Genomic DNA, 26,866 nt, shown 5'->3' on the forward strand with positions numbered 1-26,866 from the left:
TGGGACCGCAAGTCACGCAAGCCGCTTCCACGTCAACTACCGGTGTCACCGGGACCGTTGACAAAGTGGAGACGGGCTAGAAACCTGTGGGCGTAGTTTCCGCAAAGAATCGACTGAGCAGCTCAATTTACGCGCAAGGCCGGTGCATTCCTCGTCGGACACTCCTCTCCCGCTCCGCACTCCCCCGTGCCTGCCCCGGCGTGCCCGGCCCGACTGCCGTGCTCCCGCTCCCCCCGAAGCTTCCCCACGGAACAACGGAACAGAGGACCCCATGAGATGGAGACCCCTCGGCCGCCGGTCACTGACCGGCGCCGTCATAGCCGCGCTCATGACGACCGGGCTGCTGCCGCTGGCCCTCACATCGAGCGCCCGTGCGGCCACCGCCCCGGTCGGCGGCGAGCGGGCGAAGGCCGCGGCCGACGTCAACCTCGCACTCGGCCGGCCGGCCACCGCGGGTGGCACCAACGGCTCGTACGTGGCCGGGAACGTCACCGACGGTTCCCAGGCGTCCTACTGGGAGGGGCCGGCCGGCTCGTTCCCGCAGTGGGTCCAGGTCGACCTCGGCGCGACCCGCACCGTCGACCAGGTGGTGCTCAAGCTGCCCGCCGCCTGGGAGAGCCGCAGTCAGACGCTGTCCGTCCAGGGCAGCACCGACGGCTCCAGCTTCAGCGCCCTCTCCGCCTCGGCCGGCCGGGCGTTCAACCCCGCGCAGGCCAACACCGTCCCCGTCACCCTGGCCTCCCCCGCCACGGCACGCTATGTCCGGGTGAACATCACCGGGAACACCGGCTGGAACGCCGCTCAGCTCTCCGAGCTGGAGGTGATCGGCGACGACGGCGGCACCAGCGAGCCGCCCACCGGCACCAACCTGGCCCGCAACAAGCCGGTCGAGGCCACCTCGTCGGTCCAGTCGTACGTCGCCGCGAACGCCACCGACGACTCCGTCTCCACCTACTGGGAGGCGGCGGGCCACCCCTCCGACCTCACCGTGAAGCTCGGCGCCGACGCGGACATCACCGCCGTGGTGGTCAAGCTCAACCCGGACCAGGCGTGGGGAGCCCGGACCCAGGGCATCCAGGTGTTCGGCCGGCAGAACTCGGCGAGCGGCTTCACCTCGCTGCGTGACCGCGCCGACTACGCCTTCAGCCCCTCCCGGGACAACAACTCGGTGACCCTCCCGGTCAGCGGCCGCTGGTCCGACGTCCGGCTGCGGTTCTTCTCCAACACCGGCGCGCCCGGCGGCCAGGTCGCCGAGTTCCAGGTCGTCGGGACCGCGGCACCCGCACCCGACCTGACCGTCACCGGGCTCGACTGGACGCCCGCCTCCCCCTCTGAGCGGGACGCGGTGACCGTCAACGCCACCGTCCGCAACGCGGGCACGGCACGCTCGGCCGCCACGACCGTCGAGGCCAGCCTGGAGGGCACGGTCGCCGGCAGCGGCACCGTACCCGCGCTCGACGCGGGCGCGTCCGCAACCGTGGCCGTCTCGGCGGGCACCCGCCCGGCCGGCAGCTACGGCGTGTCCGCCGTGGTCGACCCGCGCAACACGGTCGCCGAGCTCGACGACTCCAACAACAGCCGCACCGCCGCGACCCGGCTGGTCGTCGGCCAGGCACCCGGCCCCGACCTCGAAGTCAGCGGCATCACCACCAACCCGGCCAACCCGGCCGTCGGCTCGTCCGTCTCCTTCACCGTCGCCGTGCACAACCGCGGTACCACCGCCGCGGCGGCCGGTTCGGTGACCAGGCTCCAGGTCGGATCCACCACGCTCAACGGCACGACCGCCCAGGTGGCGTCCGGCGCCACCGTGAACGTGGCGATCAACGGGACGTGGACGGCGACCAGCGGCGGGGCCACCCTCACCGCGACCGCCGACGCCACCGGAGTGGTCACCGAGACCAGCGAGAACAACAACGCGCTCGCCAAGTCCCTCGTCGTCGGCCGGGGCGCCGCCGTCCCGTACACCGAACTGGAGGCGGAGGACGGCCGCTACCAGGGCACCCTGCTCACCGCCGACGCCAAGCGGACCTTCGGACACACCAACTTCGCCACCGAGTCCTCGGGCCGCAAGGCCGTCCGGCTCGGCTCCACCGGCCAGTTCGTCGAGTTCACCTCGACCGCGCCCTCCAACTCGATCGTGGTGCGCAACTCGGTCCCGGACTCCGCGAGCGGTGGCGGAGCTTCGGCCACGATCAGTCTGTACGCCGGCGACACCTTCGTACAGAAGCTGGATCTGTCGTCCAAGCACAGCTGGCTGTACGGGACCACCGACGACCCCGAGGGGCTGACCAACACCCCCGGCAGTGACGCCCGGCGGCTCTTCGACGAGTCGCACGCGCTGCTGTCGCAGACCTACCCGGTGGGCACCAAGTTCCGGCTGCAGCGGGACGCGGGCGACACGGCCGCGTTCTACGTCATCGACCTGATCGACCTGGAGCAGGTCGCCCCCGCGTCCGCCAAACCGGCCAACTGCACCTCGATCACCGAGTACGGGGCCGTCCCGAACGACGGCCTCGACGACACCGACGCCATCCAGCGGGCTGTCACCGCCGACCAGAACGGCCAGATCCCCTGCGTGTGGATCCCCTCCGGGCAGTGGCGCCAGGAGCAGAAGATCCTCACCGACGACCCGCTGAACCGCGGCCAGTACAACCAGGTCGGCATCCGGGACGTCACCATCAAGGGTGCGGGCATGTGGCACTCCCAGCTCTACACGCTCACCCCGCCCCACCAGGCCGGCGGCATCAACCACCCGCACGAGGGCAACTTCGGCTTCGACATCGACCACAACACCCAGATCTCCGACATCGCCATCTTCGGCTCGGGCACCATCCGCGGCGGCGACGGCAACGCCGAGGGTGGCGTGGGTCTCAACGGCCGCTTCGGCAAGGGCACGAAGATCACCAACGTGTGGATCGAGCACGCCAACGTCGGCGTGTGGGCCGGCCGCGACTACTCCAACATCCCCGAACTGTGGGGACCGGGCGACGGATTGGAGTTCACCGGCGTACGCATCCGCAACACCTACGCCGACGGCATCAACTTCGCCAACGGCACCCGTAACTCCACCGTCTACAACTCGTCCTTCCGCAACACCGGTGACGACGCACTCGCCGTCTGGTCGAGCAAGTACGTGAAGGACACCTCGGTGGACATCGGCCACGACAACCACTTCCGCAACAACACGATCCAGCTGCCGTGGCGCGCCAACGGCATCGCGGTGTACGGCGGTTACGGCAACACCATCGAGAACAACGTCATCGCCGACACGATGAACTACCCCGGCATCATGCTCGCCACCGACCACGACCCGCTCCCGTTCACCGGGCAGACCCTCATCGCGGGCAACGCCCTGCACCGGACGGGCGGCGCGTTCTGGAACGAGGACCAGGAGTTCGGCGCCATCACGCTCTTCGCGCAGGGTCAGGACATCCCGGGCGTGACGATCCGTGACACCGAGATCCACGACTCGACGTACGACGGCATCCAGTTCAAGACGGGTGGCGGCTCGATGCCGGGCGTGAAGATCACCGACGTGAAGATCGACGGGTCGAAGAACGGCTCCGGCATCCTCGCGATGAGCGGGGCCCGCGGCAGCGCCGCCCTGACGAACGTCACGATCACCGACTCCGCCGAAGGGAGCGTACTCATCGAGCCGGGCTCGCAGTTCACCATCACCGGCGCACCGGTCGGAGCATCGGCCGCCCGCCTGAACCGCTGACCGGTCGAGCGACCTGAACGGCTGAACGGCTGAATCAAGGGTCTCCGGCTCCTGTCACAGGGGCCGGAGACCCGCGGCGTATCCGCCCTCGCCGTGGCCTACATCGAGGCATCGGGGGTAACCGTCCCGAACCCCGCAGTGGCGAGGGGTGTGGTTGCCACGGGACATCACATGAGGGATTGTTGCCCTGAGGCAATGTTTCTTCGAGTTGGTGAGGTGAGGGATTCGCCCAGCGGGTCCTCTATTTTTGGTCTCCACCCAAGCGCAAACCGGTGCCGGCACACAGCAGGACTCGCTCTGGGGTGACGCCCCCTACCCCGCCCTGGTCGCCGACGCCCAGGGCGCGGTCGTGCTGCGCAACCGTGCCGCGGACGTGCTGCTGCCCGGGATCCGTCCCGGGACACTCTTCGCGGACGCCGTCCCGGCCTGGCTGTCGGCGGCGCACGACGCCTTGCGGACACCCGGCTCGCGTACCGCCCAGGAGGCGGGCACCCCTGTGACGGGAGTGATCGGCGAGCGCACCTTCGAGGCCCACTCCAGCGTGCGGGACGACGGCACGGTGGCCTGGTGGCTCGTCGACGACACCGATCACCTGCTGGCACAGAAGGCCCTGCGCATGGAGCGGAAGCGGACCGCGTTCCTGTCCGAGGCGTCCAGCACGCTGCTGTCCTCGCTCAACCTGGGGCGCTGCATGGATGTGACCGCCGAGCTGGCCGCGGAGCATCTCGCCGACGCGGCCCTGGTGATCGCGCCGACGCACGGGCGTCGGCTGCCGGTGGTGACCTGCCTGCGCGGCGGCAGCCCCGTGCTGTCCCACGAATCGGTGGATCCCAACGACGTGCCGGGGCTCGGCGAGGCACTGCGCGGGTTCCCCCCGGTGCCCTCACGGTGGATCGATCCGTCCGCCGCGCCGGTCTGGATGGTGCCCGAGGGTTTCGGCCCGGTCGGCTCGATAGTCATCACCCCGCTGCCCGGTCACGGCGTCCCGGCCGGTGCCCTCGTCCTGCTGCGCCGGTCGGGCGGAGCGGCGTTCACCGACAGTGAGGAAGTCTTCGCCCGGCTGTTCGCCGCGCGGGCCGGGGCGGCCATGTCGGCCGCCCGCCTGTACGCGGAGCAGACCTCGATCACCGACGTGCTGATGCGCGAGCTGCTGCCGCCCTCGCTGCACCAGATCTCGGGAGTGGACTACGCGGGCGGCTACCGGCCCTCCGCGGACCACGAACGGATCGGCGGCGACTTCTACGACGTGCACCCGGCCGCGGTCGAGGGCGAGGCGTCACTGGTCACGCTCGGGGACGTGTGCGGCAAGGGCCTCGAAGCGGCCGTACTGACCGGGAAGATCCGCAACACGCTGCACGCGCTGCTGCCCCTGGCCGACGACCACCAGCGGATGATCACTCTGCTGAACACCGCGCTGCTCAACTCCCACCACACCCGGTTCGCGACCCTGGTCCTGGCCTCCGCCGTACGGGAGGGCAACGCGGTGAACCTGCGGCTGACCAGCGCCGGACATCTGACCCCGCTCATCGTCCGGACGAACGGCGCGGTGGAGGAGGCGCAGACCCGCGGCACCCTGGTGGGCGCCATGCCGGACGCCCCCGCCCGCACCACCGCCCTCACGCTCGCGCCCGGGGAATCCTGCGTGCTCTACACCGATGGCATCACGGAGGCGGAGGGCGGGCCGATGGGCGGCGTCCAGTTCGGCGAGGAACGGCTCAAGCGCGTCCTGTCGGAGTGCGTGGGCATGCCGTCCGAGAGCATCGTGGAGCGCGTCCAGATGCTCGCCTCGCAGTGGGTCGGCAAGGGGCGCCACGACGACATGGCCGTCGTCGTGATCTCCGCGCCCCGCACCCACCACCTCAGCGCGGTGAACGGCCACACCCGGGGCAGGTTCACCGCATGAGCATCCGTACCCCGCACCGCCCTCCCGTCGGTGAGACCGCCGACGGGACCGCCGGCCGGACCGTCGTCCATCAGCTGGCCGACGAACTGTGGAACGCCGTCTCGGCGGCCGACGAGTACACGGCTGTCGAGGTGGTGCTCGGCGCACTGGAGCGCGGTGTCGATCCGGAGAGCGTGCTGCTGGACGTCATCGCCCGCGTTCAGGGCAAGGTGGGCGAGGAGTGGGCCGCCAACCGGCTCAGCGTGACCCAGGAACACGCGGCGACCGCCATCAACGAACGGGCCGTCGCCGCCCTCTCCCTGCACCCCGCCGCACACACCACCCCCACCCGCGGCAGGATCACGGTGGCCTGCGTCGACGGCGAGTGGCACGCGCTGCCCGCCCGCCTCCTCGCCGAGGTCCTGACCCTGCGCGGCTGGCAGGTGGACTACCTCGGCGCCCAGGTGCCCGCTCCGCACCTCATCGCCCACCTGCACCGCACCGACTCCGACGCGGTCGCCCTCTCCAGCTCGATCGCCACCCGACTGCCCACCGCGCACGCCGCGATCACCGCCTGCCAGGCCGTCGGCGTTCCCGTACTCGTCGGAGGCGCCGCCTTCGGACCCGACGGGCGCTACGCCTCGCTGCTCGACGCCGACGCCTGGGCGCCCGACGCCCGCACCGCGGCCGACCGGCTCGCCCTCGGCCCGCTGCCCCGCCCGCGGGCCGACCACCAGCAGCTGGACGACCTGCCCCACCTGGCCGACCAGGAATACACCCTGATCACCCGCAACAGCGCCTCGCTGGTGCGCAGTGTCTTCACCGCTCTGGAAGACGCGTTCCCCGCCATGCGGACGTACAGCGAACTGCAGCGTGAGCACACGGCCGAAGACCTCGCGCACATCGTGGACTTCCTCGGCACCTCCCTGTACCTCGGCGACGAGGATCTCTTCGCCGGCTTCCTCACCTGGACCGCCCAGATCCTCACCGCCCGCGGGGTGCCCGCGCGCAGCCTGCCGCCGACCCTGGCCATCCTGGCCCGTGAGCTCAAGGACTTCCCGCGGGCCGTCCGCATCCTCGAACACGGCGCCGATGCCCTCGCCCCTGTAGACCACCGCACCGCCGAGAGCCGTTCATGACCACGTTGCCCCCCGCCCACCTGCGTCTCACCACGGTCGACACCGAGGACACGGTCCGCATAGAGCTCCACGGAGATCTGGACTACGACACCGCCGACAGCCTCCTGGCCGCCGTCACCGTCACCCTCACCGCACACCCGCGCCTGGGCGATCTGCATCTGCACTGTGCCGAGCTCGGCACCGTCGACTCCATGGGCCTGTCCATCCTGCTGATGATCCGCCGCCGCACCGATCAGGCCGGTGTCCGTCTTCATCTGGACGACCGCCCGGTGACTCTGGAACGGCTGCTGACCATCACCGGTAGCCTGGACTACCTCACGACGAGCCCCACCGACACCGCGAACTCACCCCTCGGTACGGGGCAGGATCCCCTCACGAGCGGAAAACCGATGACGGCCCGCCCCACCGGACCGGACGGCACCACCTGACGCCACGCCCTCGCCGACGACCCACGGCGCGGAAGCCGGACCCACCGACGGGGAGCTCATGGCAGCACAGGACTTCGCCTCGCGCAGGTTCTCCCGCGAGGCCGCCCGGTCCGCCGGCGGCATCACCGAACTCCTCGACGTGATGTGGGAGAAGGCCAGACAGGCCACCGCCACCTCCACCGCTCCCGCCTCCCCCTCCCAACTGCGCCTGATGTACCTCGTCGAGGCGGAGGAAGGGGTTCGGATGCGGGTGGTGTGCGAACAGCTCGGCGCCGCGCCTCCTTCCGTCAGCCGGCTGTGCGACCGTCTGCAGGCCATCGGCTTCCTGGAGCGGCTGCCGTGTCCCGACAGCGGACGGGAAGTCGTCCTCCGGCTGACCTCGGCGGGGAGAACGCATCTGCGACGCATCCGTGAGCAGCGCGAGACCATGCTCCACCAGGCCATCGACGCCATGCCCGACGCCGAACGGCGCGCACTGGCAGAAGGGTTGGCGGGGCTGCACGCCCGGCTCACCGCGGCCGACGGCGAAGGCGGCAAGCCCGGCAGCGCTTCCGTTGCCTGAGCCCCTGCGCCTTCGTGGCCCGGGTCCCCGCACGTCCGTGGCCCGAGTCCGCAAGCGGTTCAGGCTTCGATGAGGCCGACGCGGATCGCGTAGCGGGTGAGTTCCAGCCGGTCGCGCAGGCCGAGCTTGTGCAGCACGTTCGACCGGTGCCGGTGGACGGTCTTGATGCTGATGAACAGCATCTCGGCGATCTCCTTGGAGGAGTGGCCCTCGGCGACGAGTTTGAGGACCTCCTCCTCGCGTGCGCTCAGCACCTGGTCGGGCGGCTCCTCGCCGTGGCGGACCCGGTCGAGGTAGTTGCGGATCAGCGCGGTGACCGCGCCCGGATACAGGAAGGGCTCGTCACGCATGGCGGCCCGGCAGGCGGCCACCAGATCGCGGTCGGCCACGGACTTCAGTACGTATCCGCTGGCGCCCGCCTTCAGCGCCTGGAAGAAGTACTGCTCGTTGTCGTGCATCGTCAGCATCAGCACCCGCACGCCGGGCTTCAGCGCGGCCAGCTCGCGGGCGGCCTGCAGACCCGTCATGCGGGGCATGGCGATGTCCAGTACCGCCAGGTCGACCTCATGGGTGCGGGCCAGCTCGACGGCCTGCGCGCCGTCCCCGGCCTCCGCGACGACTTCGAGGTCGGGTTCCCGGTCGAGGATGAGCCGCACTCCACGACGTACCAGCGCGTGGTCGTCGGCGAGGAGGATTCGGATCACGGGTGTGGCGGGCGTGGTCATGGCTGCTTCCTGGGAACGGGCACGGTCAGCCGGACCTGCGTACCGGCATCCGGCTCTGAGGTGACGTCCAGCATGGCCCCGATCAGCAGGGCGCGCTCACGCATTCCGCGGATGCCCGCCCCTTCGCGGGCGACGCCGGAGCCGCAGCCGTCGTCGCTGACGGCCAGCACCACGGTCCCGGCGATGTGGTGCAGGCTCACCTCGACCCGCTCGGCCTCGGCGTGGCGGGCCGTGTTGGTCAGGGCCTCCTGTGCGACGCGGTACAGCACCAGTTCCGTCTGCTGGTCCAGCGCGGGGAGGCCCGAGTCGAAACGCCGCACCACGCGCAGGCCGGCGTGGGTGGCGAACTCGGTGGTCAGCGAGGTCAGCGCGCTGATGAGACCGAGGTCCTCCAGCACGCCCGGCCGCAGTCGGCGCACCACACGGCGTACCTCGTCCAGGCTCCCCCGGGTGATCTCCTGCACCTGCCGCAGTTCACCGCGCAGGGGCTCGTCGGCGTCGTCCGCCGCGCGTTCGAGGACCAGCAGGATCGCCGTCATGCTCTGGCCGACCTCGTCGTGCAGTTCCTGGGCGATACGGCGCCGCTCCGCCTCCTGCCCGACCAGGACGCGGGCGCTGCTGGTGGCCCGCTCGTGTTCGAGGCGCTCGACCATCGCGTTGAAGGTACGGATCAGTTCGGCGGTCTCGCCCCGGCCCTGTTCCGGCAGCCGCTGCCCGGGGCGCAGCAGGTCGACGGTGGTCATCAGCCGGGTGAGCCGGTCCAGCGGGGCCAGGCCGATCCGCAGCAGGGCCGCGTTGGCGACGAGCATGACGACCAGGCCGGCCACGAGGATGACCGCCTCGGTCAGCACCACCGGCACGGAGACGGTCACCGGAGCCCACAGCAGCAGCGCGGTGGCGATCCCGAGCACCACCGCGTTGAGCGCGAAGATCCGCCAGAACAGGGACACCGGGACGACACCTCTCTCTGTGTGACACGGCTCTGTCGCCGTGACACGGCACTGTCTCCACTGTCGGTCACCGCGTGTCCCGAGAGTGAGCTTCGGCCTCTGGTGTCGGCCGGTCTTCCGCCCAGCCTGCCTGTTCGCGGTTCCGGCGTCGATGGGCACCGATGCCCATTTCCCGGCCCTGGCCTGCCCATTCCGCGATGGGCCCCGCTACGGGCCGCGGATGGGTATCGCGCCCGATGGGTTTCGTACGGCGTACCGGCCAGGGTGGGGGGCATGGGTCGGCCCTCCTGGTTCCCGCCCTTCGTCCCTCTAGGTTCCCGGCCCTCGTCGCCCGGGACGACAGCGCGACGACTCCCCCGCCCGCCATGACCAGACCCGCCCCACTGGAAGAAGGACCCACCATGTCACTCGACACGCCCCGGACCGGGACCCCCCTTGAGCGGCTGACCCACCACGAGGCCCTCCAACGCCTCGAACACGAACGCAACTCCCGCCTCACACAACTGCGGGCCATCGACGAGGCGGGCACGGACGCGGAGGAACAGGTGATGTCCGCGCAGAAAGACACCATCCGGCGGGTACTCGCCGAGGTCGAGGCCGCCTTCGCCCGCATCCGGGACGGCAGTTACGGCATCTGCCGCGCCTGCGCGAAGCCCATTCCTGTCGAGCGCCTGGAGATCCTGCCCTACGCGAAGCTCTGTGTGCCCTGCCGTCGCGACACCGCCTGACGACAGCCTGTCCGCCCCCGGATACCCGCCCTGCCAGAGGGGTGAAGTGGTGAACCACCGAACCATCGAAGACCGCGACTCGACCCAGCCGATCCCGTCGGTCCAGCCGCTCCCGTCGACCCGGCCGCTCCCGTCGGTCCAGCCGACCCGGCCGACCCGGCCGACCCAGTCGGTCCTGTCGGTCGAGGACCTCGCCGCGCTGCGCGAGAACCTGCACGAACAACGCCTGTTCCGCCGGGAACAGCTCCAACACCTCTCGGCCTCCGCCACGCCCCGTACCGACGCACCCCGTACCGACGCGTCGCGCGACCGCAGGGCCACTCCCCAGGCCGAGGTCCGCGGCAAGCTCGCCGCCTCTGCCCGGATGGTCCTCGCCGACGTCGAAGCCGCGCTGATCCGCATGGACGAGGGCAGCTACGGCATCTGCCACCTGTGCCGGGAACCCATCGACCGCGAACGCCTCACCGTCGTGCCGCAGTGCCGCTTCTGCACGCCGTGTCAGCAGGTCAAGGAGGGCGGCCGATGATCACGGCACGCGGCCCCCGCCCCCTCATCGGCCGGCATCTTTCCTGGCCCTGGTGCCGGCACTGCTCCGGCATCGCCCTCGACCTGGGCAGCGCCCGCACCCGAGCCTGGACGAGCGGGCGACGGATGATCCTCGACGTGCCCACGGTGACCTTCCCGGGCGGCGGCGCCACGTACCCCATCCAGCGAGGCACCATCGTCGACACCCCCGGAACCTCCCGGATGCTCGACCGGCTGCTCGGTCACCGGCTGCCCCGCTTCGGCCGCCCGCTCCTCATCCTCACGACACCCGTGCTCGGCGGTGTCGCCTACCGGGCCGAGGCCCGCGCCGCGGTCGAGGTCCTGCGCCCGCGCACCGTACTGACGGTTCCCACCGCACGCGCCGTGGCCATGGCCGTGGACGCCGATCCGATCCGCCCGTTGCTCGTCGTGGACATCGGCGCCCATCTCACCGAGGTCACGTTGCTCGCCGACGGCGCGGTGGTCGACGCGCACCACACCGCGCTGGGCACCGGCGATCTGGACAGCCGTACCCCACCCGCGCGGATAGCGGACGCGATCGTCGCCATGGTGACCACGACGCTGGAACAGGACGGCACGTCCGAGGCACTCGACGCCCTCCGACGGGGTGCGCTCCTCGCCGGCGGGGGCGCTCTGCGCCCCGACATCACCTACCGTCTGGGCGCACGGCTCCACACTCCCGCGCGGCCCGTGCCCGCCCCGCACACCGCGGCGGTCCGCGGCGCCGCGAAACTCCTCCGGGCGGCCCATGCCCATCCCGCGGTGTCACTCTCCTGCGGAAGCGCCGGAAGTGGGGACCTCGTGGCCCGCGTCATGCCCCCGGTACCACCGGTCGTGGACGGTCGGCCCGGGTCAGAGTGAGGGCCAGGACGCGGTGGGTCGCGCATCCGCAGCGACCGCGGACTGCGGCTCCTGGTCGGGGGCGGACTGGACGGGTTCGTTGCCGATCAACATGTCGGGGTCGAACATGACGATCACGGCCGCCACGGCCAGTACGAGAACCGGTCCCCCCACCATCGGGATGAGGGAGAAGAGGAGATCCATCGAGGACTGGCCCTGTACCGCGGAGCCCGCGTCGACGTGGACACTCATGGCGGCCATGCCGGTGTAGTGCATACCTGTCACGGCGACACCCATGATGACGCTCGCTGCCGCGGCGGAGGCCAGGGTGTGCAGCGACACGGCTGCCCACAGTGCGGCGGTGGCCGCCGTGACGGCTATCAGCACGGACAGGCCGACCGTCACGGGATCGAAGGTCATGTGCCCGGCGAACTGCATTCCGTGCATGCCGATGTAGTGCATCGCGGCGACGCCCGCGCCGGTGATCACACCGGCGACTCCCAGGTTGAGCGGCGAGGCGCCGCGGTAGCCCACGATGAACACGCCGAGGAAGACCACGGCCACCGCGACGCCCAGGCTGAGGAACGTGAGGGTCGGGTCGTACCGGATCGAGGCGCCGTCGATGGTGAATCCGATCATGGCGATGAAGTGCATCGTCCAGATGCCTGATCCGATACAGATCGCGCCCAGCGTGAGCCAGGCGGCTCTGCGGCCCTGGACGCCCATGCGTACCGACCGTGTCGTGCAGCGCAGACCGAGCGCCGAACCGGCGCAGGCCATCAGGAACGCGACGACAGGAGTGACCATTCCATAGTTGAACTGACTGACTGTGCTGTTCACCGAACGCCTTTCGGACCGCAGGTCCCCTCTCGGGAACCGCGCTGAAGAAACCTTTCCGCAGAACCGTCCGGGTACGCAGACAAGCCGAGTTCACCGGCACCTGTGTCTGACGCGTCCCGGAACCGACCCTGGGGGCGGACGGTGACCCAACGCATGACGTTCCGTCATACACCGGTCTCGGGGGGTGAGCGGGAGCCCAATGCTAGGTAGGCGCACCCTGCTTGTCACTTCCAGGTCCACGACGCAACCAAATCGAGACTTGTGGCGTCATATTCCTCCTGCATGCCATCACGCGCATAGTCCCCATATGCCCCTTCGGTGATATCCGGCTCTCCGAAATCGGCGGCCTCGCACGGTGAGAGATTCCTCGAGTGCCGGTCCTCGCTACTGGTCCGCTCCCGTCGGCACGACCGCCTGACCGTCGGCGCGGGTGTTCCGCCGCCCGTTCTCGCGGCGTGGCAGCAGCAGCGGGGTGGCCAGGAGGAGGACTCCGGCGACCGCGATCGCGGTGCGGGGGCCGATGAGGACGGCCAGCAGACCCCACGCGGCGGTCAGGGCCGCGATGGCGGCGCTGCTGCTGACCGACCAGGCGGTGAGCGTGCGGGCGACCCGGCCGGGGCCGGTGTGGTCGAGCCGAGAGGTGGCGAGCACCGGGTTGAACACGCCGCAGCAGGTCACCAGGCCCAGTTGGACGACGATGACGAGGACGATCCCGGGGATTCCCGGCTGGACGAACGCCAGGCCGAGAGGCCAGCACGCCCGCAGTGTCCCGGCGACACGGATCACCTTGTACTGTCCGAACCGCGCCACGAGCCGGTGCGCGAGGCGTGCCCCGACGAGGCCGCCGATACAGGGCGCCGCGAACACCAGACCGTACTGCCAGGGGGCGAACCCGAGGTCGTCCAGCAGGAGTACGGCGAGCAGCGGTTCGGAGGCCATGATCAGGCCGTTGACCACGATCGCGTTGAGGAACAGCGGGCGCAGCGCGGGGTGGGCGAGGATGTGGCGCCAGCCTTCGAGCAGATCGCGTGCCCGCAGTCGCGACGCGGCCTTCCGCGCCGGGAGCGGCTCGCCGCCGCCGATGGCACGGATGCCCAGCGCCGAGAGCAGGAAGCTGACGGCGTTGGCCATCAGGGCCGTCACCGGGCCGAACAGCCCGATCGCGTATCCGCCGAGCGGTGGTCCGACCATGGTCGCGGTCCATGTCGTGGACTCGAACCGGCTGTTCGCGACGAGCAGGTCCGCCGGCGGCAGGAGCCCTTTCAGGTACGCCCCGCCGGCGGCCTTGAACGCGATGTCGGCCGTGGCGACCACGACGGAGACGACGAGGAGCTGGACGAAGCCGAGCCGGCCGAGCGCGAACGCGGCGGGGACGCTCATCAGCGCCGCGAACCGGATCAGGTCCATCGCCACCATGACCGGCCGTTTACGGCGGAACTCCACCCACGGGCCGAGCGGCACCGCCACCACGGCCCCCACGGCTCGTCCGGCGGCGGCCAGCGCCGCCACCTCGGCGGGCCCGGAGTGCAGCACCAGCACCGCGATCAGGGGAGACGCGCCGAACCCGATCCCCGTACCGTACGAGCTGACGGCGAACGCCGCCCACAACCAGCCGAACCGGCGCCCCAGCTTCCGCCCACCCGCCATCCCCGATGCACCCCTCGCCGATCCGAACGGCCACACACTGGCCATCGGCATCAAAGCGAGTAGCAGATCACGAGATCAAACAACCGAACGACCGCGACCGCACAACCGATCGTTGTGACGGTCGTGCGATCGTCGTGGCAGTAGTGGTGCCGCTATGGTCGTCGGCGTGGATCTCGATGCCGTGCGCACCTTCGTGGCCGCCGCGGACGCGGGGCGCTTCCGGGACGCCGCCGACGAACTGGGAATCACCCAGCAGGCCGTCTCCAAACGCGTCGCCGCGCTGGAGAAGAGCATCGGGGTGCGGTTGTTCACGCGCACCGCGCGCGGTGCGCGGCCGACCGTCGACGGGCAGGCGTTCCTGCCTCATGCCCGTGATCTCCTGCGGGCCGAGGAGCGGGCACTGAACTCTGTTCGGCCGGGCAGGCGTGCGCTGCGCGTCGATGTCATCGGCCGCCGGCTCGCGCCCGCCGATCTGCTGCGCGACTTCCATCGCGCGCGCCCCGGGATCGAACTCGACGTCGTGACCCTCTTCGACGCGGACGCGGCGGTCGACGCGATCCTGTCCGGCGTGATCGACGCGTCCTTCCGTGCCGTCCCCGGATCCGGCGGGCAGCTCCCGGACGGCATAGGGGCGGCCCGGGCCTTCGACGAGCGCGTCCAGCTCCTCGTCGGGCCGGGTCACCTGCTCGCCGCCGCCGGGGCGGTCACGCCCGCCGAGCTGGTCGGGCACCGGATCTGGATGCCCGGCATCGTGCCCGGCACCGAATGGGCCGCCTACTACGGCGATCTCGCCGCCGCGTTCGGGCTCACCATCGAGGTCACCGGCCCCGACTTCGGCGTCGAGCCGCTGCTGGACACCATCGCCGAGTCGCCGTCACTGGCCACCCTCGTCGGCGAGCAGACAGGTTTCAGCTGGCCCGCGGACCATGATCTGCGGCGCATACCGGTGCGGGACCCGACTCCGGTCTACCCGCACTCACTGCTGTGGCACCGCGACAACGCGCACCCGGCACTGGCCGCGCTCCGCGACCACCACCGCTCCGGCCCGCGTGCGCACTCGGGCGCCGAGACCTGGACCCCGGCATGGGCCTAGCGGTCCGGACATGAGGGGGCTCCGGAACTCCGACCGGAGTTCCGGAGCCGCCTCATGTCCGACGGGCGTCAGGCCTGGACCGCGGCCTGTTCGGAGGCGTCCTGCCGGTCCGTCGTGGCGCTGTCGGCCGCGACGGGGCGGGCGGCCGGGATGACGGCCGCGATGACGGCGGCCACCAGGGCGACGGCGCCGCCGATGATCAGGGCGGTACGGAAGCCGTCCTCGGAGGTGATGCTGAAGCCGCCCATGGTGACGGTCATCTGGGAGAGGACCACGCCGACGACGGCGGCGCCCACGGACGTGCCGAGGGAGCGCATGAGGGTGTTGAAGCCGTTGGCGGCGGCGGTCTCGGAGAGCGGGACCGAGCTCATGATGAGTGCGGGCATCGCCCCGTAGGCGAGGCCCACACCACTGCTGGTGATCATGAGGACCAGCATCAGGCCCCAGGCGGAGCCCAGCAGCGCCAGGGACACGCCGTAACCGGCGGCGATGACGAGGATGCCGGAGATCAGCGTGAACTTCGGGCCGCGTGCGTCGGTGAGCTTTCCGCCGAGCGGGGAGACGACCATCATCATGATGCCGCCGGGGGCCATCCACAGGCCGGCCGCGAGCATCGACTGGCCCAGGCCGTAGCCGGTCGCCTCGGGGAACTGCAGCAGCTGCGGAACGATCAGCATGCCGGCGTACATGCCGAAGCCGACGAAGAGCGAGGCGAGGTTGGTGAGCAGGACCCGGGGGCGGGCCGTGGTGCGCAGGTCGACCAGCGGGTCCCGGGTGCGGGTCTCCCACACGCCCCAGGCCAGCAGCACCACGACGGCGGCGGCGAACAGGCCGAGGGTCGTCGCCGAACCCCAGCCCCACTCCGCGCCCTTGGAGACCGCGAGCAGCAGGCAGACCAGGCCGACGCCGAGTCCGATCGCGCCGGGCGCGTCGAAGCGCTGACCCTTGGCTCCGGCGGGGACGTCCGGGATCAGGAACCAGATCAGGACGGCGATCGCCACGGCCAGGACGGCGGAGCCCCAGAACAGCACGCGCCAGTTCGCGTACTGGGCGACCGCGGCGGCGATCGGCAGGCCGAGTCCGCCTCCGATGCCCATGGACGCGCTGACGAGCGCGATCGAGGAGCTGAGCTTCTCGGCCGGCACCACGTCACGCAGGAGCGCGATACCCAGCGGCACCATGCCCATGCCCATGCCCTGCAGACCGCGGCCGACGATCATCGGGACGACGGACGACGACAGCGCGCACACCACCGAGCCCACGATGAGGGGGACGGAGCAGGCGAGGAGCATCCGCCGCTTGCCCAGCAGGTCGCCCAGGCGTCCGGTGACGGGCACACAGACAGCCGCCACCAACAGGGTGACCGTGATCACCCACGCGGTGTTCGAGGACGAGCTGTGCAGGATCTGGGGCAGATCCGCGATGAGCGGCGTGACCAGGGTCTGCATGATCGCCGCCGTGGTGCCCGCGAAGGCCAGCGTGGCGATCACGCCGTTGGTGTGGCGGGGTATCGGTGGGGTTCCCATCAAGGGACTCCTCGCATCTCTTTCGGGCTACTGAGGATGCAGTGTACATACCTTGTGCATCATGCATGACATGTGCTCATTGCATAGCCTGTGCAAAGATGGCAGCCGGGACCACCGCAGAACGAGCCGCGTCGGTCCCGTCGCGAAAGTGGGAGGCAGTGGCGCATGGGCAGGCCGACGTACGAGGTCGAGTACGAGCAGATGCTGCTCGGCAGGCACGCGCTCGCAGCGCACGGCGGGCGCAGCAAGGAGAGCGTGCTGGAGCGGAGCTCCTACATTTTGCTCAGCCGCATCCGCGTACAGGGGCCCATGTCGATCGGTGAGCCGAGCGACGCGTTCGGCCTCGACGCCTCCACGCTCAACCGGCAGACCGCCTCGGCCATGCGCGCCGGACTCGCGGAGCGCATCCCCGACCCCGACGGCGGACTGGCCCGCAAGTTCCGCATCACGGACAAGGGGGCCCGGATTCTCGACGAGGAGCGCGAGCGGACCGTCGGCTCCCTCGACCGGGTCATGGCCGACTGGTCCGACGAGGACATCGCGGAGTTCGCCGGCTACCTGCGGCGCTTCAACACCGGCATCGAGCGGCTCGGCGGACGCCCCTGGCCACGCCCGTGACGGCGGCCGTCGTGAGCGGGATCGCCGACACCTCGACCCAACTCCCGGTGTACGCACGGCAGTAGAGGCAAGGAGGGGTTCGGCGGGAGGCGCGGTGACGGGTTCGCGGAGCCCGCGGAGGGGTACTCATGAGCCCTATGAGGGAGACCGGAAGATACCAGGCGCGGGGGCCCTGCGGCCCAGCAAGTGCCGCGGAGACCGAAAGCCCTTGCCCCTGAGGCACCGATCGACCCTCGCGGGGCCTCACCCGTCCCCTCACCCACACCCCTCACCGAGTGACCGGCCCGGCGTCCGAGGCCGGCACCACTGATACGCACGAACGAGCCAGATCGACCAAAAGGCCTCGCTTCACGGTCTCGCCGAATAGCGTGCGAGAAATCGAACACCTCTCCCCACCTCCCTGCGGTCCGTGCACGTGACGGACCCCTGCCGCGCTAGGAGAACCGGGATGTCCGACGACCCCTCGGATGCGTACGCCGCTCAGCCCCACCCAGCCAGGCACCCCACAGCCACACCCGCCTGGGCCACCACAGAAGAGCACTTACCCGAGCGCATCGCGCGCCCCTCCACGCCCGGACACCACAGGGATCTGCGCATCCTGCGCCGGGCCTACCGCCGACAGCGCCGAGTCGCCACCTTCACCGCTCTCGGCTACTTCACGATCTTCCTGATCCTCTCCGTCCGCGCCCCGTCGTTCATGACGGAGCCCGTCACCGGCGGCCTCTCCACCGGCATGGTGCTCGGCCTGGTCCAACTCCCCGTCACCTGGCTCGCGATCGTGCTCTTCGAGTACACGGCCAGCCGGTACGTCGACCCTCTCGCGCGCCGTATGCGGCAACGCACGGCCCTGCTCGCCGAGCGGGAGCCCGGACAATGACGGAGTTCAGCGGCACCGCGCAGACGTGGTCCCTGGTCGCCTTCTGCACCGTCGTCACCGTGACCCTGCTGCTCTGCGTCATCGCGGGCCCCGACCGCGACGACCTCGACGAGTTCTACACCGGGTACCGCTCGCTGTCCCCGATGCGCAACGGTCTCGCCATCGCGGGCGACTACATCTCCGCGGCCACCGTCCTCACCATCGGAGGCGTCATCGCGCTGTGCGGCTACGACGGTGTCGTGCTCGCCCTCAGCACCCTGCTGTCCCTGCTGCTCCTGATGTTCCTGCTGGCCGAACCCCTGCGGAACACCGGCCGGTTCACTCCGGGGGACGCCATCGCCAGGCGCATGCCCGGACGCGCCGTGCGCATCACGACGTGCGTCGTGACCATCGCCTCTCTGATGCCGATGATGCTGGTCCAGCTCGCCAGCACCGGCCAGCTGCTCGCCTTCATCCTCGGTTTCAGCAGCGCCACCATGAAGACCGGATGTGTCATCGGGGTGGGCGGGCTGATGATCACCTACGCGGCCATCGGCGGGATGAAGGGCACCGCCCTCATCCAGATCCTGAAGATGGTCATGCTCCTCGGCTCGGGCGCCGTGGTCGCGGTCCTGATGCTCCGCGCGTTCGCCTGGGACCCGGGAGAGCTGTTCCGCAGAGCCGCCGAACGCAGCGGCGCGGGCTCGGCGTTCCTGCGCTCCGGCCTGCAGTTCGCCGGAGGTCCGCACGCGGGCCTGGACATGGTCAGCACCCAGTTCGCCATCGTGCTCGGCGGCGCCTGTCTCCCCCATGTCACCATGCGCATGTTCACGGCGGACAGCGCACGGCAGGTCCGCCGCTCGATGTCCTGGGCGGTGTCGTCGGTGGCCCTGTTCATGCTGGTCATCACCATCGTCGCGACCGGGGCGACCGCGCTCCTCGGCCGGTCCGGGATCACCGCGGCCGACCCGCGCGGCAACACGGCCTACCTCGTGGGCTCCCGCGCGGTGTTCGGGACGCACGTCACGCGGGCCGAGACCTTCCTGTTCACCACCGTCACGGCGGCGATCTTCCTGACCCTGCTCGCGTCGGTCGCGAGCATGATCCTGGCCTGCGCCAACTCCCTGGCCCACGACGTCTACGCGAGCCGCGCCACCCGTCATTCACCGGTACGGGAAATGACCGTCGCCCGAATCTCCGCGCTCGCCGTCGGAATACCGACGATCGTGCTCGCCGGTCTCATCCAGCACCGCAGTCTCCAGCCCCTGGCGACGCTGTCCTTCTGTCTGGCCGCCTCGGCCATCGCCCCCGCGCTGATCTACAGCCTGTTCTGGCGCCGCTACACCCGTACCGGTCTGCTGAGCACGCTCATCGGCGGCTCGCTCACCGTCCTCGTCCTGATGCCCGGCACCCGGCTGGTCTCCGGGACACCCATGGCGGCCTTCCCTCAGGCCGACTTCAACTGGTTCCCGTTCACCACGACCGGGCTGGTGTCCATCCCCGTGGGCTTCGCGTTCGGCTGGCTCGGCACGATGTTCTCGGGACGCCGTGAGACACAGCGGCGAAAGAGGGACTACGAGCGGATCGAGGCCAGAATCCTGGCCGGCCCGGAGCCCAGGCCGAGATGACATCGCCCGCCCAGGGCCTGTCGAACTGGGCCTAGTTGCAGGCAGCACGTTTCCTGATGTTAGGTTTGGCTTACCTTACTGAACGGAACTCGCTGTTCCGTAACTCTGCGCTGCCCCCGAGCGGGCGGACAAGGACGACCTCCAGTGCGCTTCGACCCGTCGCCGTTCGCCCGCGGCACGCACCCTCGGACACGCGTCGCGTGACCGTCTCCCCGCCGAAACCCGCCGACGCCACACGCGTCCGCCGCCGTCACGGCAGGCCCGCACTGAGTGCGGGCCTGCTCGCCGCGGCCCTGGTACTGGCCGCCGTGAGCGTGCTCAGCCTCGCCGTGGGTTCCGGCGACGTGGCTCTGCACGACGTGGTCGCCGGGGTCTTCAGCCCCGACCGTTCCGTCCACGGCCAGATGGTCGTCCAGGAGGTCCGCCTCCCGCGCACGTTCGCCGGGCTGCTCGCCGGATCGGCGCTCGGCGTCGCCGGTGCCCTGATGCAGGGCGTCGCCCGCAACCCCCTGGCGGATCCCGGTCTGTTGGGCGTCAACGCGGGTGCCTCCGTCACCGTCGTCTTCGCCATCAGCGTCCTGTCGCTGACCGAACCCGCGCAGTACATCTGGTTCGGCTTTCTCGGAGCGTGCGTGGCCGCCGTACTCGTCCACGGCATCGGCAGTCTGGGCCGCGAGGGCGCCACACCGGTGAAACTGGCCCTCGCCGGAGCGGCCACCACCGCTGTACTCGGCTCCCTGACCAGCGCCATGCTGCTCAGGGACAGCCGGACCTTCGACCAGTTCCGGTTCTGGCAGGTGGGCGCGCTCAACGGCCGTGACATCGATGTCCTGTGGCAGGCGCTGCCCTTCGTCGCCGTCGGCGGAGTGCCGGCCCTGCTCCTCGGTCCCTCCCTCAACGCCCTCGCACTCGGCGACGACATCGCGCGCGGCCTGGGACAGCGCATCGTCGCGATGCGGCTGGCCGGCGCCGCGAGTGTCGTCCTGCTCTGCGGTGCCGCGACGGCGATCGCGGGGCCGATCGGCTTCCTCGGCCTGGCGGTTCCGCACGCGGCACGCCTGATCACCGGCCCCGACTACAAGTGGATCCTCCCCTACAGCGCACTGCTGGCACCGGCTCTGCTGCTCTTCGCGGACGTCGTGGGGCGACTGATCGCGCGCCCCGGTGAGGTGCAGGTCGGTGTGATCACCGCCGCGCTGGGCGCCGTCCCCTTCGTCCTCCTCGTCCGCCGCCGGAACGTGGTCGAACTGTGAACCGTACGACGCCCTCCGGGGCAGCCGGGGCGCCCTCCGGACACTGCGCGCCGACCGGCACGACCGCTGTGGCCGGTACAGCCCACGTGGCCGGTACCACCCCCACGGCCGGTACGGCCGACACGAGGGGCACGCCCGGCTCGACAGGCGGCCCGGCCGGTACGAGTGACACGTCCGGCCGGCTCTCCCCCGCCGCCACGCACGACGCCGTGGCCCGGCTCGTGCGCGTCAGGCGCCGCGGGCAGGCCCGCCGCACCCTCGTGAGCGGCGTCCTGCTGGCCGTCGTCCTCGCGGCGCTCGCCCTGTCCCTCACCACCGGCGACTTCGTCATCCCGCTCGCCGACGTCCTCGCCACCCTGGCCGGGGGCGGTGACGGGGGAACGCAGTTCGTCGTCCTCGAACTGCGCCTGCCGCGAGCCCTGCTGGCACTCCTGGTCGGCATCTGCTTCGGCCTCTCGGGAGCGGTGTTCCAGGGTCTGCTGCGCAACCCGCTGGCCAGCCCCGACGTCATCGGCGTCAGCGCCGGGGCCAGCGCGGCGGCCGTCCTGGCGAGCATGGTCCTCGACCTGAGCGGGATCGCCCTGTCGGCGGTCGCCCTGGTGGGCGCGCTGCTGACCGGCGCCGCCGTGTATCTGCTGGCCTGGCGCAAGGGTGTCTCCGGCTACCGCCTGGTCCTCGTCGGCATCGGCATCGGTACGGGCCTGTCGAGCGTCGTCTCGTACGTCATGACGCGGTCGGACGTCACCGAGGCCCAGAACGCCTTCCTCTGGCTGACCGGCAGTCTCAACGGCCGTTCCTGGACCCACTTCTGGCCCCTGTTCGGCGGCGCGGTCCTGCTGCTGCCCCTGGCCCTGGTGGCCGCGCGGGCCCTCCCGGCGCTGCAGCTGGGCGACGAGGCCGCCGGGGGTCTGGGGGCGCGCGTCGAGCACAGCCGACTCGCCATGCTGGCCTGCGCGACCGCCCTCGCCGGGCTGGCGACGGCGGCCGCCGGGCCCGTCGGCTTCGTCGCCTTCGTGTCCCCGCCCATCGCCCGGCGCCTGCTCCCCGGTCAGGGCGCGGCCCTGGTGCCCGCTGCCCTGGTCGGCGCCGCGCTGGTCCTCCTCTCCGACTACGCGGCCCGACACCTCATCCCCGGTACGCAGTTGCCGGTGGGGATCGTGACCAGCCTCGTCGGTGCGCCGTACCTGCTGTGGCTGCTCGCGCGCGCCAACCGCGTGGGCAGGGGCGGCTGACCGTGACACGACCCTCAGACGAAGGTTCCGGCGAGGTCCGTGAACCGCTCGGCACCCTCAAGGAGACGACGGTGACCTCCCCGCACGCCCCGCACACCCTCCAGGCCCGGGACCTCACGCTCGGATACGGAGAGCGCGAGATCATCTCCGGGCTCGACGTCGACCTGCCACCAGGCCGGATCACCTGCGTCGTGGGCCCCAACGCCTGTGGCAAGTCCACGCTGTTGCGCTCGATGGCACGGCTGCTGGTGCCGTCGGCGGGGGCCGTTCTCCTCGACGGGCGCAGCATCCAGGAGCTGCCCACCCGCCAGGTGGCCGCGACCCTGGGCGTCCTGCCGCAGTCCCCGGTGGCGCCCGAGGCCATCACCGTCGCCGATCTGGTCGGCCGGGGCCGTTATCCGCACCAGGGGTGGTTCCGGCGCTGGACGACGTCCGACTCCGAGGCCGTCGCCGCCGCCATGCTCGCCACCGACGTCCTCGACCTCGCCGACCGGCCCCTGGACGAGCTCTCCGGCGGGCAGCGCCAGCGCGTCTGGATCGCCATGGCCCTGGCCCAGGAGACCGACATCCTGCTGCTGGACGAGCCCACCACCTATCTCGACATCAGCCACCAGCTGGATGTGCTGGACCTGCTGACCGACCTCAACCGGCAGCGCGGTGTCACCCTCGCCGTCGTCCTGCACGATCTCAACCTCGCGTGCCGGTACGCCGACCACCTCATCGCGATGAAGGACGGCCGCGTCGTCGCGGAGGGCACCCCGACCGCGATCGTCACCGAGGAACTGGTGCACGAGGTGTTCGGGCTGCGCAGCGCGGTCGTCCCGGACCCGGCGTCGGCCACACCCCTGATCGTTCCGATGGGGCGGCACCACATCACGGCGCCGCAGCAGGCCGGCGGCGTCCCACTCGCCTCGTCCTCCTGAACCTCCGTCCCCCTGAACTCACCTTTTCCTGAACCCAGTTCTCCGAATCCACGTCAGCCTCCACCCCCCGTCCCTCCTGCCCTGTCGAGCACTCCTGTGCGCCTCCCGGAAAGAGCACCCACCATGTCCCCTCGCCCCGCCGACTCCGGCTCCCGACGCCGCACCGGCCCTCTGCGCCTGCTGACCGGCGCCCTCGCGCTCACCCTGATGGGCGCGCTGGCCGCCTGCGGTTCGTCCGACGACTCCGGCACCCAGGACAGCGCCGCCCAGAAGTCCGACGGCTCGTTCCCCGCGAAGGTGGCCACCAAGTTCGGGACGGTCACCGTGGACGAAGCGCCCAAGCGCGTGGTGGCGCTCGGGTGGGGAGACGCCGAGGCCGCACTCTCGCTCGGGGTGCAGCCGGTCGGGGCCAGCGACTGGCTCGCCTTCGGCGGCGAGGGCGTCGGCCCGTGGGCCAAGGGCCTCTACGACAAGAGCCCGCAGAAGATAGGCACGCTGGAGCCCGAGTACGAGAAGATCGCGGCCCTCAGGCCCGACCTGATCCTGGACACCAAGTCCAGCGGCGACCAGACGCGTTACGACACCCTGAGCAAGATCGCACCGACGGTCGGGGTGCCGAAGGGCGGCGACCAGTACAAGATCTCCTGGGAGAAGCAGACCACCATGGTCGCCCAGGCTCTCGGCCGCAGCGACGAAGGCAAGCAGCTGATCACCGAGACGGAGCAGAAGTTCACCGACGCCGCCGAGGCGCACCCCGAGTTCGAGGACAAGACGATCACGCTCGGTTCACGGACCGCCTCCGCCTGGGGCGCGTACGTGCGCGGCACCGGCCGGGTCGACTTCGTGGAGCGGCTCGGGTTCCGCAACAACCCGGCCGTCGAGGCCAAGGCCGGGTCCGCGTTCTCCGTGCCCGTCTCTGAGGAGAACCTCCAGCTCCTCGACGCCGGCCTCACCGTCATGGCGCCCATCGGCGTCACCGCGAAGAAGATCAGCTCGGATCCCCTCTTCAAGGCCGTGCCGTCCGTGAAGAAGGGCCACTCCGTCGTCTTCGACGACCAGAACATCAGCTCGGCCTTCGCGATGGACTCCGTACTGTCGGTCGACTACGCGCTGGAGAAGGTCGTTCCGCTGTTCTCGAAGGCGCTGAAGTAGCGCCTGGTCAGGCCTGGTCGGTCTCGGGCGCCCACACCCGGTCCGCGTAGTCGGCGAAGTTGCGTCCGAGGATCTTCTCGATGCGTTCGGAGCGGTATCCGCGCCGCTCCAGAAGACGGATCAGCTCCCGGAACTGGTCCACCCCGCGCAGGTCGAGTACGAAGGGGAGCGTGTCGGCGCGCTCCCCCGCCGCGCCGACCCCGGCCTCGCGGCGCAGTGCCACGTGCTCGGCGAGATCCGCGCGGTAGGCGTCGAGGTCGTCGATCGCGGTGACGGGCCCGTCGGTGCCGATGCCGACATGGTCCTCACCGCACACGTTCACGGCGTGGTCGATGTGCTCGACGACGTCCGCGGCCGTCGCATGACCGGAGAGGTCGAGGAACGGCATGAAGTAGATGCCCACGAACCCCCCGCGCGAGGCGACCAGCCGCAGTTCCTCGTCGGTCTTGTTGCGCGGCAGGTCGGCGAGCGCCCGGCAGCCGGTGTGGTTGATCGACACGGGCGTACGGGAGAGAGCCGCGGCCTCCAGGCAGGTGCGCTCCCCGCTGTGCGAGAGGTCGACCATCAGGTGGTGTTCGCCGAGCGCCTCGACGACGGAACGGCCGAAGTCGCTCAGGCCCCGGTTGGCCGGCGCCATGGAACCGTCGCCGATGTGGTTGGCCTGGTTGTAGGTGAGTTGCACGACGCGCACGCCCAGTTCGGCGAACGTGGCGACGCGACCGGTGTCCTCGCCGACCGCGACGGCGTTCTGGAAGCCGTAGATGACACCGATCCGGCCCGACTCCCGTGCCCGGTGGAGGTCGGCGGCCGTGCGGACCTCCATCAGGTCCGCCGCGTGGTCCCGCACGATCCCGTCCCAGACGGCGATCTCGTGGAGCGTGTGCTCGTACGGAGGCAGATCGCCCATGGTGTAGCCGAGGGTGATGTTGACCGCGGTGAGACCCGAGGCGTGGGCGTCCGCCAAGGTGCGCGCGTCGATGGTGAGTTGCTCACTGCTGGGGTTGAGTTGTGCGGCGGCCTCGGCCGACCGGGGCGCGTTCGGGTTGTCGAGCTGCCCGAGCGCGTTGATGATCATGGGGGTGGAGGTCATCGGGCTTCCTCGTGCTCGGCGCGGGCGGGCTCTGCGGCACTGGACCGTGCGTCCTGCGGCCGTGCCGCCCGGGAGTGGGCCGCGTCGTACGCGGCGCGCTCGTAGCGTCGGCCGCGCTTGACGGTCAGGGTGACGCTGCGCAGGTGGTCGATGTCGAGCAGCGGATTCTCGTCCAGGACGACGAAGTTGGCGAGCTTGCCGGGCTCGACACTGCCCATGAGGTCCTCGGCGCCGGCGCTCCGGGCACCGATCAGCGTAGCCGAGCGCAGCACCTCCTCGGGCGGCATGCCGCAGCGGCGCACCAGGAACGCCAGCTCCTCGAACAACGCGGGGAACGGCTCCCCGGGATCGGTCTCGTAGTCGGTGCCCGTCGAGAGGTCCACACCGGCGCGGTACGCCTGAGCCGTGACGTGCGCGGCGAGCCTCGAGTTGGCACGCGCGCGTGCGGCGTCCTCGGGCCCCTCCCCCGCCGGCTCGTCGCTCTCCCACATACCGGCGGTCGCGTCGAGAACGGTTCCGCGGCGGCACATCAGCGCGAAGAGTTCGTCGAGGTGCGGATCGTCCTCGGCGGCGAACCGCCGGTGGTCGACCTTCGGTTTGTTCTTGTACGTGGTCAAGGGCTCGTCGGCGCCCTCGAAGGCGAGCAGCGTGACATGGGAGACGCTGTCGACACCGGCCTCGACGACCTGTCGGGGTGTCGCGGGGAAGACGGCCGCGTGGGCCCAGACTGGGATGCCCTGGCGGTGCGCCTCGGCGGTGATCGCGGCGACCGTGCGGTGGTCGAGGTCGGCGTAGACCTTGATGGCGGCGGCGTGCGTGCCGCGCGCCAGAGCCACCGCCACACGCAGGTCCGTGTCCGGTGTGACGGCCTGCATCCACGGCACGGCGCCCGGGATCTCCCCCTGGGAGACCTGGTGGGTGCGCGGGTCGTCGAAGAAGCCCGGCCCCGCCATCAGCGCGGCGTAGCGGATGTCCGGCCCCGGGATCTCGCCGACGAGGGTGGCCCGCGCGAGGTCGCCCACCTGCCGCAGGTCGTCGGCCATGTCGCGGATCGCCGTGACGCCGCTGTGCACGAGGCGGTCCAGCACCGCCTCGGCGACGGGCCGGTCGGGCGGGGTCGCGATGTGCTGGTGGGAGTCGATCAGGCCCGGCATGACGAAGCGTCCGCCGAGGTCGTGGACGCGCGCGTCGGCGGGCAGGGAGGCGGCGATGTCGACGTCGTCACCGACCGCCCTGATCGTCGCGCCGTCGACGACGATCGACGTCGAGGGCCGGGGCGCCCGTCCGGTTCCGTCGAAGAGCGTGGCGCCGCGATACACGGTCACCGTGCCCTCGGGCGGCGGGGCGTGCGGGGTCGGCGCTCCCGGAGCCTCGTTCGTCATCGTCACCTCTCGCTCAGCCTTGCCACGCAGGTTGTTACGCTCTACGCAACACATGTAACGTCTCTTGCAACATGCGTCACCGTACGCCGCCGTACCCCGACGCCA

General features: G+C 70.8%; 23 protein-coding genes. 16 read left to right on the top strand and 7 right to left on the bottom strand.

What is annotated here, in order from left to right; translation table 11 throughout:
* The first annotated feature begins 271 nt into the window (after window positions 1-271).
* The 5 genes from OHS59_RS03095 to OHS59_RS03115 all read left to right on the top strand — a co-directional run bounded on the left by OHS59_RS03095 (window position 272) and on the right by OHS59_RS03115 (window position 7,732).
* Window positions 272-3,721, top strand: a complete 3,450-nt coding sequence (locus OHS59_RS03095) for a CARDB domain-containing protein (RefSeq protein WP_328491825.1) — start codon at window positions 272-274, stop codon at window positions 3,719-3,721.
* A gap of 247 nt (window positions 3,722-3,968) precedes the next feature.
* A complete protein-coding gene (locus OHS59_RS03100) occupies window positions 3,969-5,624 on the top strand; it encodes a PP2C family protein-serine/threonine phosphatase (protein WP_443061377.1) in 1,656 nt (551 codons plus the stop codon).
* Entirely contained in the window at window positions 5,621-6,742 is a 1,122-nt protein-coding gene (locus OHS59_RS03105; RefSeq protein ID WP_328491826.1) for a cobalamin B12-binding domain-containing protein, read from the top strand. The genes OHS59_RS03100 and OHS59_RS03105 overlap by 4 nt, the downstream gene beginning before the upstream one ends.
* A complete protein-coding gene (locus OHS59_RS03110) occupies window positions 6,739-7,170 on the top strand; it encodes an STAS domain-containing protein (RefSeq protein ID WP_328491827.1) in 432 nt (143 codons plus the stop codon). Before OHS59_RS03105 ends, OHS59_RS03110 begins: the two co-directional genes overlap by 4 nt.
* A 58-nt stretch (window positions 7,171-7,228) precedes the next feature.
* Window positions 7,229-7,732 carry a MarR family winged helix-turn-helix transcriptional regulator gene (locus OHS59_RS03115; RefSeq protein WP_328491828.1) on the top strand — a complete coding sequence of 168 codons (504 nt, stop codon included), beginning with the start codon at window positions 7,229-7,231 and terminating at the stop codon, window positions 7,730-7,732.
* Between the two features lie 59 nt (window positions 7,733-7,791).
* Here OHS59_RS03115 and OHS59_RS03120 read toward each other — a convergent pair whose 3' ends face one another.
* A complete protein-coding gene (locus OHS59_RS03120) occupies window positions 7,792-8,457 on the bottom strand; it encodes a response regulator transcription factor (RefSeq protein ID WP_328491829.1) in 666 nt (221 codons plus the stop codon).
* Entirely contained in the window at window positions 8,454-9,407 is a 954-nt protein-coding gene (locus OHS59_RS03125) for a HAMP domain-containing sensor histidine kinase (protein ID WP_328491830.1), read from the bottom strand. Before OHS59_RS03125 ends, OHS59_RS03120 begins: the two co-directional genes overlap by 4 nt.
* A gap of 401 nt (window positions 9,408-9,808) precedes the next feature.
* On the opposite strand from OHS59_RS03125, the gene OHS59_RS03130 reads away from it, so the two are divergent.
* From OHS59_RS03130 to OHS59_RS03140, 3 genes are all read left to right on the top strand, one after another.
* Window positions 9,809-10,135: a TraR/DksA family transcriptional regulator gene (locus OHS59_RS03130; RefSeq protein ID WP_328491831.1), complete on the top strand. Its 327-nt coding sequence runs from the start codon at window positions 9,809-9,811 to the stop codon at window positions 10,133-10,135.
* Between the two features lie 175 nt (window positions 10,136-10,310).
* On the top strand, window positions 10,311-10,661 hold the full coding sequence (locus OHS59_RS03135) for a TraR/DksA family transcriptional regulator (protein ID WP_328499034.1): 351 nt from the start codon (window positions 10,311-10,313) through the stop codon (window positions 10,659-10,661).
* On the top strand, window positions 10,658-11,542 hold the full coding sequence (locus OHS59_RS03140; protein ID WP_328491832.1) for a hypothetical protein: 885 nt from the start codon (window positions 10,658-10,660) through the stop codon (window positions 11,540-11,542). The genes OHS59_RS03135 and OHS59_RS03140 overlap by 4 nt, the downstream gene beginning before the upstream one ends.
* On the opposite strand, the gene OHS59_RS03145 is transcribed toward OHS59_RS03140, so the two are convergent.
* Both OHS59_RS03145 and OHS59_RS03150 read right to left on the bottom strand, forming a co-directional pair.
* On the bottom strand, window positions 11,534-12,361 hold the full coding sequence (locus OHS59_RS03145; RefSeq protein WP_328491833.1) for an MHYT domain-containing protein: 828 nt from the start codon (window positions 12,359-12,361) through the stop codon (window positions 11,534-11,536). The genes OHS59_RS03140 and OHS59_RS03145 overlap by 9 nt on opposite strands.
* 384 nt (window positions 12,362-12,745) lie before the next feature.
* Entirely contained in the window at window positions 12,746-14,008 is a 1,263-nt protein-coding gene (locus OHS59_RS03150) for an MFS transporter (protein ID WP_328491834.1), read from the bottom strand.
* A 166-nt stretch (window positions 14,009-14,174) separates the two neighbouring features.
* On the opposite strand from OHS59_RS03150, the gene OHS59_RS03155 reads away from it, so the two are divergent.
* Window positions 14,175-15,101, top strand: coding sequence for a LysR family transcriptional regulator (locus OHS59_RS03155; protein ID WP_328491835.1), 927 nt, complete (start codon window positions 14,175-14,177; stop codon window positions 15,099-15,101).
* Window positions 15,102-15,169: 68 nt separating this feature from the next.
* Here OHS59_RS03155 and OHS59_RS03160 read toward each other — a convergent pair whose 3' ends face one another.
* On the bottom strand, window positions 15,170-16,627 hold the full coding sequence (locus OHS59_RS03160; protein ID WP_328491836.1) for an MFS transporter: 1,458 nt from the start codon (window positions 16,625-16,627) through the stop codon (window positions 15,170-15,172).
* Between the two features lie 165 nt (window positions 16,628-16,792).
* Between OHS59_RS03160 and OHS59_RS03165 the strand changes: the two genes are divergently transcribed.
* The 7 genes from OHS59_RS03165 (at window position 16,793) to OHS59_RS03195 (ending at window position 24,289) form a co-directional block, all read left to right on the top strand.
* Window positions 16,793-17,245 carry a MarR family winged helix-turn-helix transcriptional regulator gene (locus OHS59_RS03165; protein WP_328491837.1) on the top strand — a complete coding sequence of 151 codons (453 nt, stop codon included), beginning with the start codon at window positions 16,793-16,795 and terminating at the stop codon, window positions 17,243-17,245.
* A gap of 448 nt (window positions 17,246-17,693) precedes the next feature.
* Entirely contained in the window at window positions 17,694-18,122 is a 429-nt protein-coding gene (locus tag OHS59_RS03170; RefSeq protein WP_328491838.1) for a DUF485 domain-containing protein, read from the top strand.
* The gene (locus tag OHS59_RS03175; RefSeq protein ID WP_328491839.1) at window positions 18,119-19,729 is read left to right on the top strand and encodes a sodium/solute symporter; all 1,611 of its coding nucleotides are present in this window, start codon (window positions 18,119-18,121) and stop codon (window positions 19,727-19,729) included. Before OHS59_RS03170 ends, OHS59_RS03175 begins: the two co-directional genes overlap by 4 nt.
* A gap of 56 nt (window positions 19,730-19,785) precedes the next feature.
* Window positions 19,786-20,982 (top strand): FecCD family ABC transporter permease, encoded by a 1,197-nt coding sequence (locus tag OHS59_RS03180; RefSeq protein ID WP_328491840.1) that lies wholly within the window; start codon window positions 19,786-19,788, stop codon window positions 20,980-20,982.
* A gap of 209 nt (window positions 20,983-21,191) precedes the next feature.
* The gene (locus OHS59_RS03185; protein ID WP_443061608.1) at window positions 21,192-22,214 is read left to right on the top strand and encodes a FecCD family ABC transporter permease; all 1,023 of its coding nucleotides are present in this window, start codon (window positions 21,192-21,194) and stop codon (window positions 22,212-22,214) included.
* 71 nt (window positions 22,215-22,285) lie between these two features.
* Window positions 22,286-23,137 carry an ABC transporter ATP-binding protein gene (locus OHS59_RS03190; RefSeq protein WP_328499036.1) on the top strand — a complete coding sequence of 284 codons (852 nt, stop codon included), beginning with the start codon at window positions 22,286-22,288 and terminating at the stop codon, window positions 23,135-23,137.
* Between the two features lie 123 nt (window positions 23,138-23,260).
* Entirely contained in the window at window positions 23,261-24,289 is a 1,029-nt protein-coding gene (locus OHS59_RS03195) for an iron-siderophore ABC transporter substrate-binding protein (protein ID WP_328491841.1), read from the top strand.
* 7 nt (window positions 24,290-24,296) lie between these two features.
* Here the strand turns inward: OHS59_RS03195 and OHS59_RS03200 are convergent, their stop codons facing one another.
* Both OHS59_RS03200 and OHS59_RS03205 read right to left on the bottom strand, forming a co-directional pair.
* The gene (locus OHS59_RS03200; protein WP_328491842.1) at window positions 24,297-25,379 is read right to left on the bottom strand and encodes a dipeptidase; all 1,083 of its coding nucleotides are present in this window, start codon (window positions 25,377-25,379) and stop codon (window positions 24,297-24,299) included.
* Window positions 25,376-26,761 carry an amidohydrolase family protein gene (locus OHS59_RS03205; RefSeq protein WP_328491843.1) on the bottom strand — a complete coding sequence of 462 codons (1,386 nt, stop codon included), beginning with the start codon at window positions 26,759-26,761 and terminating at the stop codon, window positions 25,376-25,378. The genes OHS59_RS03200 and OHS59_RS03205 overlap by 4 nt, the downstream gene beginning before the upstream one ends.
* Window positions 26,762-26,866 lie beyond the last annotated feature (105 nt).

Source organism: Streptomyces sp. NBC_00414 (genome assembly GCF_036038375.1).
Lineage (GTDB): Bacteria > Actinomycetota > Actinomycetes > Streptomycetales > Streptomycetaceae > Streptomyces.